This window comes from Caloramator sp. E03, assembly GCF_006016075.1.
In the GTDB taxonomy this organism is placed as follows: domain Bacteria; phylum Bacillota; class Clostridia; order Clostridiales; family Caloramatoraceae; genus Caloramator_B.
Genome location: NZ_CP040093.1, coordinates 2831991 through 2847521, shown reverse-complemented (window position 1 = coordinate 2847521; position 15531 = coordinate 2831991). Strand labels below are relative to the sequence as shown.

The window sequence follows — 15531 nt, the reverse complement described above, 5'->3', positions numbered from 1 at the left end:
ATAAATAGATTCGCCGTATGCTAGGGGAGCGTTAAGCTGAGAGGAAGGTCACTCCTTCGACCCTCTGAACCTGAACTGGGTAATTCCAGCGAAGGGAAGCATTATAGTTCTCCTCCTGTTTTACGGTGTAAAAGGAGGATTTTTTATGTCATTAATTACAAACATCTTTAAAGACTTTTCAAGTATAAAAATTCAGTCCTGGGCATTTATTATTGCCTTAATTGCAGCATCTTTTTTAATTAAAAAATCCCTTAATAAAAGTACATTTTCAACAAAGAAATTAACTCATGCAAGTTTATGTATTGCTGCATCATTTGTATTATCCTATATAAGGTTTTATCATTGGCCTCAAGGAGGTTCAATAACCCCTGGAAGCATGATTCCTTTAATGCTATTTGCCTATATTTATGGTCCAGCGGAAGGGATACTTGCAGGAATGGTTTATGGAATACTTCAGCTTATCCAAGATCCTTTCATAGTTCATTGGGTTCAGGTTCTTTTAGATTATCCTTTAGCATTTGGTGCCCTTGGACTTGCTGGATACTTTAAAAGCAACTTTAGCATAGGGGTTATTGCAGGAGGATTTGGAAGAATATTTTTCCATTTTTTATCAGGAGTATTTTTCTTTGCAAATTATGCACCTGAAGGCATGAACCCAATAATATATTCTCTTATAGTAAATGGAACTATAGTCGGAACGGAAGTTGGAATATGCTTTGTTATATCATTAATACCTCAATTTAAAAATGCTGTAATAAAAATAAGATCGCAAATGTTATAATTAAATAGAAGAAGTAATAAAAAAGTTAATATAACACCCATAAATCTATAACAAGTATATTTTTATTATCAGATTTATGGGTGTTTCTTTTGGTAGTTATATACAAACAGTTACATATCGTTTAAAGTCTCTTTTTATTATTTCACATCTATCAATTACAGTAAAACCTGAATCTTTTATTTCTCTATCCATTTGATTTAAACTTATCAAAACCATTTTACTTGAAATTCGCCTTGCATTTTTTAATATTGATATTTGTTCAAGCTCTGATGTAATTGATAAAACTCCATAAGGAATATCTATTATTGAAACATCATATTGTTTTCGTATATCCTTAATATCTGATACTTCAAGCACATCATCATACCCAAAATATCTTAAATTTCGTCTTGCACCTTCAATTACCTTTGGGTTTATATCATATCCTTCAATATTTAATCCCATTGACAATGCTTCAATTACAACAGTTCCTATGCCACAGCATGGATCAACAAGTTTTAATGTCATATCATTACCAACGGCTATATTAACAACGGCCCTCGAAATCCTTGTTGGAAGCGCATTACAATAATAGCAGGGTTTTTTATTATGGATATCCCAAATACCTTCATTTTTATTATATTCCCCAAGAATCCAGTAATCTTCATAATATATTATCCCAAGTATTATATCAGGATCATGTATTTTAGCATCTCCAAAGATAGCATTCCCAATAGCATCTTCTATCTTATGCTTTAATTCAAAATCCATCTTTCCTTCAATATTTATATATTTAATCTTAAAATTTTTATATGAAATCTTTTTTTCAATGATAATACTAATTAACTTCTCAATTGACTGAGCTTTTGCAATTATTTGTAAAGATGCTTTTATAAATGGGCTTCTATTTACATCAACATACTTTTCACTTAAAAAATACTTTCTTTTTGGAATTAAGTCGAATAAATATTTCATCTCTAATTTACACAGCTGTTCTTCATTAAAATTATAATTTATTATATAAAAATACATTGGGATGCCCCCTTAAAAAATATAAAAATAGAGTTTAAACTCCTTTGAGTCTAAACCCTGAACATGGTGCGGGTGAAGGGATTTGAACCCCCACGGTTTCCCGCTAGAACCTGAATCTAGTGCGTCTGCCAGTTCCGCCACACCCGCAAATACAAGATTATTTTATCATCATTTCTTTTTTTTGTCTATACCATTTCATATCCAGCCTATAAAACTAAAACTTTTCCTAATAAATTGTTTAAAACAATAAGGAGCTTTTAAGGCTCCTTATGGGGTTGAATTATTTATTTGACTATTAGTTTGAACATCTTGTGAATTTGAAACTTCTTTTGTACCAACTCTAACCTTTCCCTTCCCTGGCTTATAGTAGTCCTTTGAAATTATCTCACTTTTTACTAATTTACCATTTTGATATACTTTTCTATAAGTTATAGACTTCATTCCATCAGTTGGCTTTTCCTCAACTATTGTTTGTCCTTTTACTAATGTAGGATCATTTACATATTCTGTTTCAGCAGGTATTTTTTCTAATATCTCAGATGTAATCTGTACAGTTTGTCCCGGATGTTCATTTGCACCATAAATAGTTACAGTAATACTTCCACCATTTACAGTAGATTTTATATATATAGGGTACTTGTTTGTATTTTTAAATTTCATATCTATTACATCGCCAGAAATAGTAGCATCTCTTCCTGCCGGAACATATCCTACTCTTAATTGGTGAGGTCTTCTTTCTAAAATTGGAAAGTTTGCAAGAAGTGCTGCATTATAAACTGTAGTTGTAACTTGGCATATTCCTCCTGCAAGACCTGGAACATGAGTACCATTAATAATTACAGGGGCTTCCTTATATCCTTTAGCCTCACTTCTTGGTCCAAGTGTTTTATTCATAGAAAAAACCTCACCTGGCATGACAACTGCTCCATTTACATAAGATGATGCAACCTTAATATTTCCAGACCTATTTACATCTCCAAGATTAAATTTAGTTGTAAAACTTGAAATTTTAGTATCTATCTTGGATAGCATTTCAGCTTTTATATTAGCTTCAACTATATTTACAGGTACATTTATATTTTCCTGTCCCCCTGTTGGCTTTATAGAGGCCTTTATTAAATCTTCAAGCTTTTTTTCATCAACTTTTTTACCATTTTTATCTGGAGTAACTTTAAAACCTGAAGTGGTCAATGTAATTTTAGCATCAATTGGATCAGTGTTTATTTTTTTAGATATAGTTTTTATTTCTTTGCTTATTACAGAAGTATCAGCAACAAACTGTAGTTTAATATCATAATTATCATTTTTTAATTTATATCTTTTAATAGTTTTTTCAATTATATTTCCATCTTTACCATATTTAAATGCTTCATCTACAGCCTTATCTACATCGTAATGAGCTTTTAAAGTTTTATAATCAATTACAAATTTATTATTCTCATAATAAATATTTATTTTTTTATTTTTTATCTCTTTATTAAACTTCTCTTCAATTACTTTTTTTGCCTCTTCTTTCGTCATCCCACCAACATTAACCCCATTTACACTTATTCCCTCATATATCCTCTCCTGTGCAGAAACAGTATCACTAAGAATAATTCCAAAAACAGCAGAAATAATCATTAATAATAATACCGGTATAATTATTTTAAAGCCCTTCTTCACATTATCCCTCCCAAGCATAATTACATTCTTTTTTATTATATCATTATTAGATTTGATGTAAATATAATTTAATTTTATTTATAATTTGATTTTTAATATAAAGACACAAATTATTTATATTTAGTTCCTTAAAATATTAATTTTTATTATTCTTAATATAATATTTGCATAGATGGCTTAATTGACATATACTACACTTTGGGTTTCTTGCACTGCAAATTTTTCTCCCATGCCAGATAAGCCAATGATGAGCTCTTGACCATTTCTTCTTTGGTATGTTTTTCATTAGCTGTTTTTCTGTTTCATAAACATCATCAGAATTTGCAAGTCCGAGCCTATTTGATACCCTAAAAACATGGGTATCAACAGCTATTGCATCTATATTAAATGCATTTGATAATACAACATTTGCAGTTTTCCTTCCAACACCTGGGAGTGCAGTTAATTCTTCTAAGGTACTTGGAACTTTTCCACCAAAATCAGATATTATCTTTTTACTTGCATTTATTATATTTTTAGCTTTATTTTTATAAAAACCACAGCTCTTTATATACGGTTCTAATGTTTCTTCATCGATTTTTGCAAAATCATAAGGAGTTTTATACTTTTTAAACAAAATATCAGTTGCTTTATTTACAGTAATATCTGTTGTCTGAGCTGATAGAATAGTAGCAACAAGTAGTTCAAAAGGCGTTTTAAAATTCAGTGCGCACCCAATATCTCCATATTCTTTTTCAAGTATGTTTAATATTTCTTCATTTTTATTCATACATTTCACCTGCCTTACAGTATATTTTTTAATGTTATTTATTATAATATCATATTTACACAATAAAAAGGCAGGTATTCCTGCCTTTAATTTTATATTATCCCCATTCTCTTTCCAACTTTTCTATATATTTCAACTGCATCATCAAGCATTTCCTTTGTATGAGCAGCAGTTACTATATTCCTAACTCTTGCAGTTCCTCTTGGAACTGTAGGATATGCAATACCTTGTGCAAATAAACCTTCTTTAAATAATTCATCACTAAACTGCATTGCTTTGGCTTCATCGCCAATTATAACTGGAGTTATTGGAGTTTCACTATGTCCAATGTCATAACCTAATGATGAAAGTTTTGATTTAAAATATCTTGTATTATCCCAAAGCCTATCAACAAGCTCAGTACTTTCTGATAATATCTCAATTGCTTTAATGCATGCTCCAGCAGCTCCTGGAGTCATAGCTGTTGAAAATAAGAAGGGCCTTCCTCTTAATTTTAGCCAGTCTATGAGTTCCTTTGTACCGGCTACATAACCTCCGACAACACCTATAGCTTTTGACAATGTTCCAATTTGACAATCTACCTTTCCATAAAGATTAAAATGGGATACGGACCCACTTCCATTCTTTCCTAAAACTCCTGATGCATGGGCATCATCTACGTAAGTAAAAGCATCATATTCCTCTGCAATTTTAACTATTTCAGGAAGCTTTGCAATATCACCGTCCATTGAAAATACTCCATCAGTTATAATCATAAGCTTTTTATATTGTCCACTCTCTTTTGCCTCTTTTATTGTCCTTTTTAAATCATCCATATCGCTATGTTTATATCTTAAAATCTTTGCCCCTGAAAGCCTACATCCATCAATTATACTTGCATGATTGAGTTCATCGGAAAGTATTGCATCTTCCTTTGTCATAAGAGCACTTACTGTACCCATGTTGCAGTTAAACCCTGATTGAAATACAATTACAGCTTCAGTATGTTTAAATTTTGCAAGTTTTTCTTCAAGCTCTTCATGTATGTCAAGGGTTCCAACTATCGTTCTTACAGCTCCTGCACCTGCACCATATTTTTCTGTCGCCTTTATTGCAGCCTCTACAAGCCTTGGATCATTTGCAAGACCAAGATAGTTATTAGAAGAAAGATTAATAACTTCATTGCCATTTATAATACATCTTGGACCTGTAGGACCTGTTACCACAGGAAGTTTTCTATAAAGCCCCTTATCCTTTAATTCTTGAATATTAGCACTTAAAAATTCATGTAGTGCTTTACTACCCATAAAGATTACCTCCTATAAAAATAAAATAAATTATTTTCTCAATTTTTAAAATAATTTAAATATTGTATTTCTATGTATCTTATTTATTTTCATCCATTTTTTTAAAATTATATTTTGTCTGCATATACCCCTCTATATTCCTCTGGTAAAAGCTCAGCAATTTTTATCATAATCATATTCAAACATTTTTCATTGTAGCTATCCTTTTCCTCATTTAACTTCTCTGGTAGCATAAAAGGTTCACCTATATTAATTTTGACATTTGCATAGTTAAATTTTTCCTTTGACATATCATTATCATTTATGGGCATTAACTTTTCACTTCCTATTATGCCTAAAGGTACTATCTTTACTCCTGTTTTTTTAGCAATAAGCACTACACCCTTTTTCCCTTCAATCATTTTTCCCGTTCTTGAACGGGTTCCTTCTGGGAATATTAAAACTGACTTTCCTTCCTTTATTTTCTCAATGCACTTTCTTAAGGCTTCTGTATCAGGAGTATTAGGATGAATTGGTATTATATTGACTGCTTCAAGACCTATTCTACTTACAGGATTTGAAGCAAGCTTTACTCCTGCAACAAAATATGGTTTAAACCGTTTAAGTACCTTGTTTAGTAACAATCCATCAGAATTGCTTAGATGATTACAAACGAATATTACAGGTTCCTCAATTTTATCTAAATTTCTATAGTTGCTCACCTCAATCTTTGCATATTTATTTATATAAAAGCTTGTCACCATCCTTGAAATAGGCTTTATTATCCATGAAGGAGCATTTAATATAAAACTTGCTATTTTTGAATTAATCATTATATCTATCCCCTCATCTATTTATTATAAAATAAACAAACTAATAACAGAGCTTACAATGCTAATGATTAACGATGCAACAATTGCAGATCCAAGGCTTGAAATATAAAATCCACTTGTTATCATGGACACAATTAAAAGAGATATTCCATTTATTACAAATGTAAAAAGACCTAATGTTAAAATATTTATTGGTAGAGAAAACAACACTAATATAGGCCTTATTACTGCATTTACAATTCCTAAAACAACAGAAGCAACTATACAAGCCCCAAATCCGCTTATATTTACTCCCTTTATAAATCCAGCGGTTATATAAATTGCAACAGCATTAATAAGTGTACGTGCTAAAAAACCTCCTTCTTTTTCTTTAAACATCTCAATCCCCCTTCAGCTTTATAATTGATTTTTCTACATAATATTTTAAATAATCATCTTCCAGCTTACTTTCAAGAAGAGGAATATAATTTTTATTATTACTATTCCCTAAAGCAATTATCATGTTTCTTTGAAATCTCTTTTTTCCTATCCATCCTGATGAAGTTAAGCCAAAATATTTTTTAAATTCATTGTTTGTCATTTTTAAAATTTTATCAGGATCTATATTTATATTCCAAGTATCTGGATAAAATTCCTTTACACTTGAAGTTTTAACATTTTTATTATAAGGACAAACATCCTGACAAACATCACAACCATATAATCGCAATCCCATTTTTTTCATTTCATAATCTGTTAATATCTCTTTTTTCTGAGTAACAAAGGACAAACATTTCTTAGCATTTAAGTAATAGGGTTTTTCTAAAGCTTTTGTAGGACATGCATCCAAGCATAATGTGCAATCACCACACTTAGATTCAATTTCCACATCCCTCTCAATAAATAAATCTGTAACTATTTCTCCTAAAAAGACGAAAGAACCATATTCTTTTGTAATAATACTTGTGTTTTTACCATAAAATCCTATTCCACATTTTTTTGCAACTTCCCTGTCATGAAGACATCCTGTATCAGCAAAATAGATAGTCTTTGCACCGTAAGTATTTTTTATAAATTCTGATATATTGTTTAGTTTATCCTTTAAAATCCTATGATAGTCAATCCCAAGTGATGATTTTGATAAAAAAGGCTTTGATTTATCAACTTCTATAGTTTTATACGGAATGGCTATTGATATTATAGTTTTTGCGTCTTCAAGCAAACTATTGATATCAATCCTTACATTTTCATCCACCTCTTCAAAGCCAGATAAATGCCCTGCTTCTCTTCTTTCTTTAAGCCTATTTAGAAAAATATCATCAAAATAGGTATCAGAAAATCCAATACAATCTATACCAATAGAGCCTGCATATTTTATTATATTATCCTTAATCATTATAATATCACCTTTTTATATGTTTTTACAATTGATTTATATAATTATAGTATAGAATTTAAGATTAAAATACACAATATATTTACGGAGGGATTGATATGAATAAAAAAGTTGCAGTTGAGCAAAACTTAGATAACGTTAGAGAATATCTTGAAAAAAAAGGAATTAAGACCGAAAGGTTCAGTGGCAGTCAGCTTATTAATGCATCTAATATTTCTAAATATGATGCAATAATAGTTTCTGGTAGCAATAAAGATTTACTTGGAATTGAAGATACAAGCACAAAAGTTCCGGTTATAGATGCTACAGGTATGACGCCAGAACAAATATATCAAAACTTAACAAGATAATCAAAAGAACCAGGTATAATTTAAACCTGGTTCTTTATGTCTATATTTATATCACCATATCAGAGTAAATATATAAAACGTTTTTCTCTTTTGGTTTTACTATTGTAGCAGGAATTCCACATACAGTAACATTTGCAGGTACATCATTAAGAACGACTGCATTTGCACCTACCTTTGCATTCTTGCCGATTCGAATAGGCCCAAGTATCTTTGCTCCAGCACCTATCATTACATTATCTTCAACAGTAGGATGTCTTTTGCCTTTATCCTTTCCTGTTCCTCCTAATGTTACACCATGATATATAGTAACATTATCACCAATTTCTGCTGTTTCTCCTATTACAACTCCCATACCATGATCTATAAATAAATTTTTTCCAATTTTAGCTCCTGGATGAATTTCAATACCTGTAATATTCCTTGCTATTTGGGATATAATTCTTGCAATCACAAATTTTCTTTTTAAATATAATTTATGTGCTATTCTATAGAATATTATAGCCCATAAACCTGGATAGCATAATATAACTTCTATAATAGATTTTGCTGCTGGATCTTTTTCCATGATGTTTTTTGCTTCATTTATTATCGTTTTGAACATATAAATCACTCCATATTAAATAATTCCGTTGATAAATATCTTTCACCCGTATCAGGGGCAATAGTTAATACTCTTTTACCTTTGCCTATCTCTTTAGCTTTTTTTATTGCTCCGTATATTGCAGCACCTGACGATATTCCAACAAGTACTCCTTCCTTTCTTCCAACTGTTCTTGCAGTTTCTATAGCATCTTCATTGGATACTGTAATTATTTCATCAATAATTCCTAAATCAAGTATCTTAGGCACAAATCCTGCTCCAATTCCCTGTATTTTATGAGGTCCAGGATTTTTACCAGATAACACAGCTGAATCTTTAGGTTCAACTGCAACAACCTTTATGCCTGGTATCTCCCTTTTTAAAACTTTTCCAACTCCAGTTATAGTACCGCCAGTACCAACTCCACATACTAATATATCAAGCTTTCCTTCTGTTTGCTTTAATATTTCAAATGCCGTAGCTTTCTCATGAGCTAATGGGTTAGCATAGTTTTCAAACTGTAAAGGCATAAAATAGCCATTTTCTTGTGCAAGTTTTTCAGCCATTTCTATAGCTCCTCTCATTCCCTTTGTACCTTCAGTTAAAATAATTTCTGCTCCATAAGCTTTTATAAGTTTTCTTCTTTCAATACTCATTGTTTCTGGCATAACAATAATTACCCTGTATCCTTTTGCTGCACCTATCATAGCTATGCCTATTCCTGTATTTCCACTTGTAGGCTCTATTATAGTACCATTGGGTTTTAATATTCCTCTCCTCTCAGCATCTTCAATCATTGATAGTGCAATTCTATCTTTAATACTTCCCCCTGGATTGAAATACTCAAGCTTAACAAGAACTTCAGCCATATCTCCTTTTATAATATTTTTAAGTCTTATAACTGGGGTGTTACCAATAGTTTCATAAATATTGTTATATATCATAATATCACTCCTAATCTTTTAATTTTTTTATAAATATAAAAACCTTCTGCCTCTGTATACAGAGGCAGAAGGTTAATTCCGCGGTTCCACTCTGTTTGAGCATAAGCCCAACTCATTCATCTGGCACAATCATGCCATATCCCTATAACGGGAGAACCCGTAACAACCTACTTGATTCGGTCTAAAACTCACAGGGGCACTTCAATTGTACTTCTGTATAAAACCCTCTCAGCCACGGGGTTTCTCTCTGTCTACTCCATACAATTTACTTTCCCTGATCATAGTTTTTAATTCATATTAATTTACTCGGATTTCTTACTATATTATATTATTATATTTTAAAAAAATCAATAGATATTATAAATATATTTAATATAAATTTTTAATATTATCTATTTACAAAATACATGTTTTCCTATAACTTTAATAACCGGCCTTGACCATATCCATTTATTGGTAGTTTTTTCTGGATTATAATAATAAAGTGCTCCTCCTGAAGGATCCCATCCATTTAGTGCATCAATAGATGCTTTAACTGCACTGCTGACAGGCTCTAAATTAATTTGACCATCAGATACAGCTGTAAAGGCTCCTGGTTGATATATTACGCCAGGTATTGTATTTGGGAATCTGGGATCTCTTGTTCTATTAATTATTACACCTCCAACAGCAACTTGACCAATATATGGTTCTCCTCTTGCTTCGCCAGAAATAGCCCTTGATAGCAATTTTTGATTTGAACTATAGCTGTCACTACCTAAACTTTTACTTTCACTTATTCCCAGTGCTGCAAGAGTTTTAGGTCCTACAATACCGTCAGGATATAAACCATTTTTTCTTTGAAAGTATTTTACGGCACTATAGGTTTTATAACCATATATTCCATCAATTGGGCCATCATAATATCCCCAATTCTTAAGTTTTGTTTGTATTTTAATTACAGTTTCCCCCCTTGAACCATATTGATAAGATGCAGTAAAATATGTAATATTGCTCATACTAATAATTAAATAAAGTAAGTATCCCGTAAATATTAGCCAACATGATAAAAACACTTTTTTCACACTTACCTCCTCCTATCCTGCTATATATTTTTTCAATTTTATTAGTTTTTAATTCATTAAAAATAATCTGTTTTAAGCAAGTTTAATATCTTAATTGTATTTTTTTAATATTTCTATTATGATTTATAGTAATTAAAGAATGAGGTGGTATTATGTCAGAATTTTTACCTGTTAGTATTGAGGATATGAAAAAGCGAGGATGGGAGGAACTTGATTTTATATTTATATCAGGGGACGCATACATTGATCATCCATCATTTGGTCACGCTATTATAACAAGATTACTTGAACACAATGGCTTTAGAGTTGGAATAATACCTCAGCCTGATTGGAAAAGCAAAGATAGTTTTATGAAACTTGGTAGACCTAAAATAGCTTTTTTGGTATCCTCTGGTAATATAGATTCAATGGTTAATCACTATACTGCTGCTAAAAAAAGAAGGAATAATGATTTTTACTCACCTGGGGGTAAAACTGGTTATAGGCCTGATAGAGCAGTTATAGTTTATTGCAACAGAATAAGGGAAGCCTTTTCTGATGTACCAATTATAATAGGTGGCATTGAAGCAAGTTTAAGGCGATTTGCACATTATGATTATTGGGATGATAGAGTTAGAAATTCTATACTTATAGATAGCAGTGCAGATCTTTTAATATACGGTATGGGCGAAAGAGCTATAATGGAAATTGCAAACCTTTTAAATTTTGGGAAAAAAATAAAGGATATAAAAAATATAAATGGCATTTGTTATATCTCTGATAATATAGATGAACTTAAAGATTTTATACAATTGCCATCCTTTGAAGAAGTAAGTATGGATAAAAAATCCTATGCAAAGGCATTTAAAATTCAGTATGAGGAGCAGGATCCTATAAGAGGAAAAACACTGGTTCAGAGATTCAGAAATAAATATTTAGTACAAAATCCACCTGCTATGCCTTTAAATAGAGATGAATTAGATTTAATATATTCTCTTCCCTACAAAAGAACCTACCACCCAATGTATAAGAAGTTAGGTGGTATTCCTGCTTTGCAAGAAGTAGAGTTTAGTATAACGTCAAACCGTGGATGCTTTGGTGGATGCTCTTTTTGTGCACTGCATTTTCATCAGGGAAGAATAGTTCAATCAAGAAGTGACGAAAATATTTTAAAAGAAGCCGAAATTTTAACTAAGCTTCCTACATTTAAAGGATATATCCATGATGTAGGTGGGCCAACTGCTAATTTTAAAAATCCGTCATGTGAAAAACAATTAGAACATGGAGTATGTAAAAGCAGGCAGTGCTTATTCCCTACACCATGTCCTAACCTTGAAGTAAGCCACTTAGATTATTTAAACTTATTAAGAAAAATTCGAAAGCTTAAAGGAGTTAAAAAAGTATTCATAAGATCAGGAATTAGATATGATTATCTACTATATGATAAAAATAATGAATTTTTTAATGAACTTGTTAAGTATCACGTTAGTGGCCAACTAAAAGTTGCACCTGAACATGTTTCTTATAAAGTTTTAAAGCTTATGGGTAAACCTCCAAGAAAAGTTTACGATAGATTCAAGGAAAAGTACTTTGAAATAAATAAAAAATATGGTCTTAAGCAGTTTTTGGTTCCTTATCTAATGTCAAGCCATCCTGGAAGCGATATAAATGCAGCAATTGAGCTTGCAGAATACATTAGAGATATGGGATATAATCCTGAACAAGTACAAGATTTTTATCCAACCCCTGGAAGTCTTTCAACAACAATGTACTACACAGAATTAAATCCTATCACAGGAGAAAAAGTTTATGTACCTAAATCTTTAGATGAGAAGGCTATGCAAAGAGCCCTACTGCAGTTTAAAGATCCTAAAAATTATGATCTTGTTTACAAAGCATTGAAAATGGCTGGTCGTGAAGACCTTATAGGATATGATAGAAAATGCCTTATTCCTCCTGTAAAACCAAAAAGATATACAAAAGTTAAAAGGTGATTAGATGGAAAAATATATATTAGAACATATTAAAGATATTTCATCAAACAATCCTTTTACTATATATTTATTTTCCTTTATTAATGCAGTGCTTCAAATATTATTTCCTCCATATCCTGGAGATACTATAACTATTTTAGAAGGATACTTAACCAGTAAAGAACATTTAAACTTATATCTTTTACTTTTTTCAACCCTCTCTGGGACATATTTGAGTAGTTTGCTGCTTTATATTTTAAGCTTTAAATATGGTAAATCAATGCTGTCAAAGGCTTTCATTATAAAATATTTTAATTCATATAAAATCAATAGAATAGAAACATGGTTTAAAAAATATGGTTCCTTTGCAATAATAATTAATAAATTTCTTCCAGGAATTGGTTCTATAACTTTTATAGCTGCTGGGCTTTTTAAACTTTCTCCTATACCTGCTTTTATATCAATAGGAATAGCAACAATTATACATAATACTTTTTTAATTGTAGCTGGGAGGCTCACAGGAGATAATATAGAAGTTATAAAGCAAACTATTGGTGAATATAATAAGATTATAATTATTGCTGTATTGTTAATATTTACAATGTATTCATATATTAAATTTTTTTATAAGAGAAAACATAAAGATATTAAATAAAATATGAGCATAAACAAAAAGCCCTATACTGATTACTAATTTTTTAAAAATTTTATTTGTTTAATCAGTATATGGGCTTTCCTTTCAAGTTACAATCTTAATTATCGCCATATTTAACATTATATTATGGTACAAATACTTTCAGTTTTTTATCCGAAATAGATATATTTAAAGGAAAATCAGGACCTGATTCCCCATCAATATCGGTTTCAATATTTTCCTTACAATTGATTTCGAATTCTTTTCCTTTTAAGTAGATTATATTGCTACTTTCCAGGTGTTCTCCTTTTAACATCTTTATAAACAAATTGAAAAGTTCTATTATATTGCACTCTTTAACTGCAATAAGGTTAAGCTTACCATCAAATGCAGTAGCATCAGGAGCAAGCTTAAATCCTCCTGCCGTGGAACCGTTTAAAATAACAAACAAATATACCATTTCTTCTATTAAATTATCATTGTGCTGTATAGATATAGGTATTGCCTTAAAATTAGGCAACTGTTCTATTCCCTTAATGTAATAAGCCATTTTCCCAAGAGTGTTTTTAAGGTTTATATCTATTTTTTGAGATACGTCTGTTAAAAGTCCTGCTGCTGCAACATTTACAAAATATCTTTCATTTATCTTGCCAACATCAATCTCTATTATATTGCCTTTAACTATTATATCACATGCCTGGCTAACCCTTTTAGGTATATTTAAGTGTGCTGCAAAATCATTTGACGTACCAGAAGGTATTATGCCTACAGGTACATCTAAATCATTTTTTATCATTGCATTTATTACATGATTAATTGTACCATCTCCTCCTGATACTATTACACAATCAAAGGTTCCTCCAGCAAAAAAACTTTTATATATATCATCAACTGACATCGTTCTATGTGGGATTACCTCATATCCTCCCTTTTGCAATTTATCTATTACCATGTCCAGCTTTATTCTAAATGTTCTATCACCTGAATATGGATTATATATAAGTCTTGCTTTCTTCATAATATCCCCCCATAGAGTAATATATTACCATATACAAAATGTTCCTGCAATAGCAGGAACATAAACTACTACATCATATTGGATGGTTTAGATATATCACTTAAAGCTTCTCCAGCATCATCCTCAAGCTTAGAATCAATTGCTACATCACCAAGTGATAGCATACCTACAAGTCTGCCATTTTCAACTACTGGCAGCCTTCTAACCTGCTTTTCTGCCATAATTCTGGCGGCATCATGTATATCCATATTAGGAGATGCTGTTATAACTCCAGAAGTCATAACATCCTTAGCTGTAACTTTATTAACATCCTTTCCACTGGCTACATCTCTTAAAACTATGTCTCTATCAGTAACAATTCCAATAACCCTATTATCCTTTAATACTGGAACTGAACCTATATTATGCTCCTTCATCAACTTTGCAATCTCTACAATTGGCGTATCAGGAGAAGCTGAAACAATATTTTTGCTCATAAATTCGTTTACTTTCATTCAATCAACCTCCTGATGTTATTTTATCCATAAATAATAATATTATTAATTCATCCTATTCTTTCTTTTTGATTGAACAATAAAAGATATTAATATTAAAATAACAATAAATAATATAGAAAAAATGTTGTACTTGTTAAAAGGCTTTTGTATATTAGTTCCAAAATAATTATATATAAAAACTTCTGGTAAAGTTCCAACTATTGTACCGATTATAAAATCCCTATATTTTATTTTTGTCAAACCTGCTGCATAACTTAATGGATCTAAAGGAAAAACTACTGATAATCTTAATATTAGCATAACTATTAAGCCTTTTTTTTCTATATCATCATCTAATTTTGCAATCTTGCCTTTTACTATTTTATCTACAGCTTCTTTACCTAATATCCTTGCAACAAAAAATGCCAAACTTGAAGAAATAAATACTCCTATCATAGAATACATTGTTCCATATATTGGTCCATATAAAGCTCCTGATATAACAGAAAGCAATGAAGCCGGTATTACTAATGCCAAAGGCTTTAATGAATATATTAATATATAAATTAAAACCGACAGCTTACCATAAGATAGAATAAACCTTTTTAGAATATGATAATTACAAAATTTAAAGTTTACCTTAATAATAGCTTTTAAATATATTAGAAAAATTACAATAATTGTAACAAAAACAATAGCAAAAAACTTTTTAAGATTATTGCTATTTCCTCTCATCTGCAATACCTCATTTTCTACAATTTTTTAATTTGTTTAATTCAGTTTCTTGTAAAATACTATTTTTACAGTTATAATA

The 15531-nt window shown here is 30.5% G+C and carries 17 protein-coding genes, 1 tRNA gene, 1 riboswitch and 1 other annotated feature; of the genes, 4 read left to right on the top strand and 14 right to left on the bottom strand.

Features of this window, described 5'->3' with window-relative positions; translation table 11 throughout:
• Positions 1-12: 12 nt before the first annotated feature.
• Positions 13-114, top strand: a riboswitch (TPP riboswitch).
• A gap of 31 nt (positions 115-145) precedes the next feature.
• Positions 146-781: an energy-coupled thiamine transporter ThiT gene (gene thiT / locus FDN13_RS13515; protein WP_138980877.1), complete on the top strand. Its 636-nt coding sequence runs from the start codon at positions 146-148 to the stop codon at positions 779-781.
• A gap of 96 nt (positions 782-877) precedes the next feature.
• Here the strand turns inward: thiT and FDN13_RS13510 are convergent, their stop codons facing one another.
• The 8 genes from FDN13_RS13510 to queG all read right to left on the bottom strand — a co-directional run bounded on the left by FDN13_RS13510 (position 878) and on the right by queG (position 7699).
• Positions 878-1792: a TRM11 family SAM-dependent methyltransferase gene (locus tag FDN13_RS13510; protein ID WP_138980876.1), complete on the bottom strand. Its 915-nt coding sequence runs from the start codon at positions 1790-1792 to the stop codon at positions 878-880.
• Between the two features lie 64 nt (positions 1793-1856).
• Positions 1857-1939: transfer RNA gene (locus tag FDN13_RS13505), tRNA-Leu, on the bottom strand.
• A 120-nt stretch (positions 1940-2059) separates the two neighbouring features.
• The gene (locus tag FDN13_RS13500) at positions 2060-3457 is read right to left on the bottom strand and encodes a VanW family protein (protein WP_168190172.1); all 1398 of its coding nucleotides are present in this window, start codon (positions 3455-3457) and stop codon (positions 2060-2062) included.
• Positions 3458-3593: 136 nt separating this feature from the next.
• Entirely contained in the window at positions 3594-4226 is a 633-nt protein-coding gene (gene nth / locus FDN13_RS13495; protein WP_138980874.1) for an endonuclease III, read from the bottom strand.
• Between the two features lie 92 nt (positions 4227-4318).
• A complete protein-coding gene (locus FDN13_RS13490; RefSeq protein ID WP_138980873.1) occupies positions 4319-5512 on the bottom strand; it encodes a glycine C-acetyltransferase in 1194 nt (397 codons plus the stop codon).
• Positions 5513-5619: 107 nt separating this feature from the next.
• Complete coding sequence (locus tag FDN13_RS13485; RefSeq protein WP_138980872.1) at positions 5620-6324, bottom strand: lysophospholipid acyltransferase family protein; 705 nt, start codon at positions 6322-6324, stop codon at positions 5620-5622.
• A 24-nt stretch (positions 6325-6348) separates the two neighbouring features.
• On the bottom strand, positions 6349-6702 hold the full coding sequence (locus FDN13_RS13480) for a phage holin family protein (protein ID WP_138980871.1): 354 nt from the start codon (positions 6700-6702) through the stop codon (positions 6349-6351).
• Position 6703: 1 nt separating this feature from the next.
• Positions 6704-7699 (bottom strand): tRNA epoxyqueuosine(34) reductase QueG, encoded by a 996-nt coding sequence (gene queG / locus FDN13_RS13475; protein ID WP_138980870.1) that lies wholly within the window; start codon positions 7697-7699, stop codon positions 6704-6706.
• Positions 7700-7797: 98 nt separating this feature from the next.
• Here queG and FDN13_RS13470 point away from each other — a divergent pair, with 98 nt between their 5' ends.
• Entirely contained in the window at positions 7798-8049 is a 252-nt protein-coding gene (locus FDN13_RS13470; RefSeq protein ID WP_138980869.1) for a YkuS family protein, read from the top strand.
• Between the two features lie 46 nt (positions 8050-8095).
• On the opposite strand, the gene epsC is transcribed toward FDN13_RS13470, so the two are convergent.
• The 3 genes from epsC to sleB form a co-directional block, all read right to left on the bottom strand.
• Positions 8096-8650 carry a serine O-acetyltransferase EpsC gene (epsC, locus tag FDN13_RS13465; protein WP_138980868.1) on the bottom strand — a complete coding sequence of 185 codons (555 nt, stop codon included), beginning with the start codon at positions 8648-8650 and terminating at the stop codon, positions 8096-8098.
• Between the two features lie 5 nt (positions 8651-8655).
• Positions 8656-9573, bottom strand: a complete 918-nt coding sequence (cysK, locus tag FDN13_RS13460; RefSeq protein ID WP_138980867.1) for a cysteine synthase A — start codon at positions 9571-9573, stop codon at positions 8656-8658.
• Between the two features lie 57 nt (positions 9574-9630).
• Positions 9631-9864: a binding site (T-box leader), on the bottom strand.
• Between the two features lie 101 nt (positions 9865-9965).
• Positions 9966-10637 (bottom strand): spore cortex-lytic enzyme, encoded by a 672-nt coding sequence (gene sleB / locus FDN13_RS13455; protein WP_371414827.1) that lies wholly within the window; start codon positions 10635-10637, stop codon positions 9966-9968.
• Positions 10638-10789: 152 nt separating this feature from the next.
• Between sleB and FDN13_RS13450 the strand changes: the two genes are divergently transcribed.
• Together FDN13_RS13450 and FDN13_RS13445 are read left to right on the top strand one after the other, a co-directional pair.
• Positions 10790-12610 (top strand): YgiQ family radical SAM protein, encoded by a 1821-nt coding sequence (locus FDN13_RS13450; RefSeq protein WP_138980866.1) that lies wholly within the window; start codon positions 10790-10792, stop codon positions 12608-12610.
• 4 nt (positions 12611-12614) lie between these two features.
• Positions 12615-13244, top strand: a complete 630-nt coding sequence (locus tag FDN13_RS13445; protein ID WP_138980865.1) for a DedA family protein — start codon at positions 12615-12617, stop codon at positions 13242-13244.
• 124 nt (positions 13245-13368) lie between these two features.
• On the opposite strand, the gene FDN13_RS13440 is transcribed toward FDN13_RS13445, so the two are convergent.
• From FDN13_RS13440 to FDN13_RS13430, 3 genes are all read right to left on the bottom strand, one after another.
• Positions 13369-14241: a YegS/Rv2252/BmrU family lipid kinase gene (locus tag FDN13_RS13440; protein ID WP_138980864.1), complete on the bottom strand. Its 873-nt coding sequence runs from the start codon at positions 14239-14241 to the stop codon at positions 13369-13371.
• Positions 14242-14309: 68 nt separating this feature from the next.
• The gene (locus FDN13_RS13435; RefSeq protein WP_138980863.1) at positions 14310-14735 is read right to left on the bottom strand and encodes a CBS domain-containing protein; all 426 of its coding nucleotides are present in this window, start codon (positions 14733-14735) and stop codon (positions 14310-14312) included.
• A 45-nt stretch (positions 14736-14780) separates the two neighbouring features.
• Entirely contained in the window at positions 14781-15452 is a 672-nt protein-coding gene (locus FDN13_RS13430; protein ID WP_138980862.1) for a TVP38/TMEM64 family protein, read from the bottom strand.
• Between the last annotated feature and the right edge of the window lie 79 nt (positions 15453-15531).

Coding starts and splice junctions, on each gene's coding strand:
- thiT (WP_138980877.1), top strand. CDS start 146: ATGTCATTAATTACAAACATCTTTAAAGACTTTTCAAGTATAAAAATT.
- FDN13_RS13510 (WP_138980876.1), bottom strand. CDS start 1,792: ATGTATTTTTATATAATAAATTATAATTTTAATGAAGAACAGCTGTGT.
- nth (WP_138980874.1), bottom strand. CDS start 4,226: ATGAATAAAAATGAAGAAATATTAAACATACTTGAAAAAGAATATGGA.
- FDN13_RS13490 (WP_138980873.1), bottom strand. CDS start 5,512: ATGGGTAGTAAAGCACTACATGAATTTTTAAGTGCTAATATTCAAGAA.
- FDN13_RS13485 (WP_138980872.1), bottom strand. CDS start 6,324: ATGATTAATTCAAAAATAGCAAGTTTTATATTAAATGCTCCTTCATGG.
- FDN13_RS13480 (WP_138980871.1), bottom strand. CDS start 6,702: ATGTTTAAAGAAAAAGAAGGAGGTTTTTTAGCACGTACACTTATTAAT.
- queG (WP_138980870.1), bottom strand. CDS start 7,699: ATGATTAAGGATAATATAATAAAATATGCAGGCTCTATTGGTATAGAT.
- FDN13_RS13470 (WP_138980869.1), top strand. CDS start 7,798: ATGAATAAAAAAGTTGCAGTTGAGCAAAACTTAGATAACGTTAGAGAA.
- epsC (WP_138980868.1), bottom strand. CDS start 8,650: ATGTTCAAAACGATAATAAATGAAGCAAAAAACATCATGGAAAAAGAT.
- cysK (WP_138980867.1), bottom strand. CDS start 9,573: ATGATATATAACAATATTTATGAAACTATTGGTAACACCCCAGTTATA.
- FDN13_RS13450 (WP_138980866.1), top strand. CDS start 10,790: ATGTCAGAATTTTTACCTGTTAGTATTGAGGATATGAAAAAGCGAGGA.
- FDN13_RS13445 (WP_138980865.1), top strand. CDS start 12,615: ATGGAAAAATATATATTAGAACATATTAAAGATATTTCATCAAACAAT.
- FDN13_RS13440 (WP_138980864.1), bottom strand. CDS start 14,241: ATGAAGAAAGCAAGACTTATATATAATCCATATTCAGGTGATAGAACA.
- FDN13_RS13435 (WP_138980863.1), bottom strand. CDS start 14,735: ATGAAAGTAAACGAATTTATGAGCAAAAATATTGTTTCAGCTTCTCCT.
- FDN13_RS13430 (WP_138980862.1), bottom strand. CDS start 15,452: ATGAGAGGAAATAGCAATAATCTTAAAAAGTTTTTTGCTATTGTTTTT.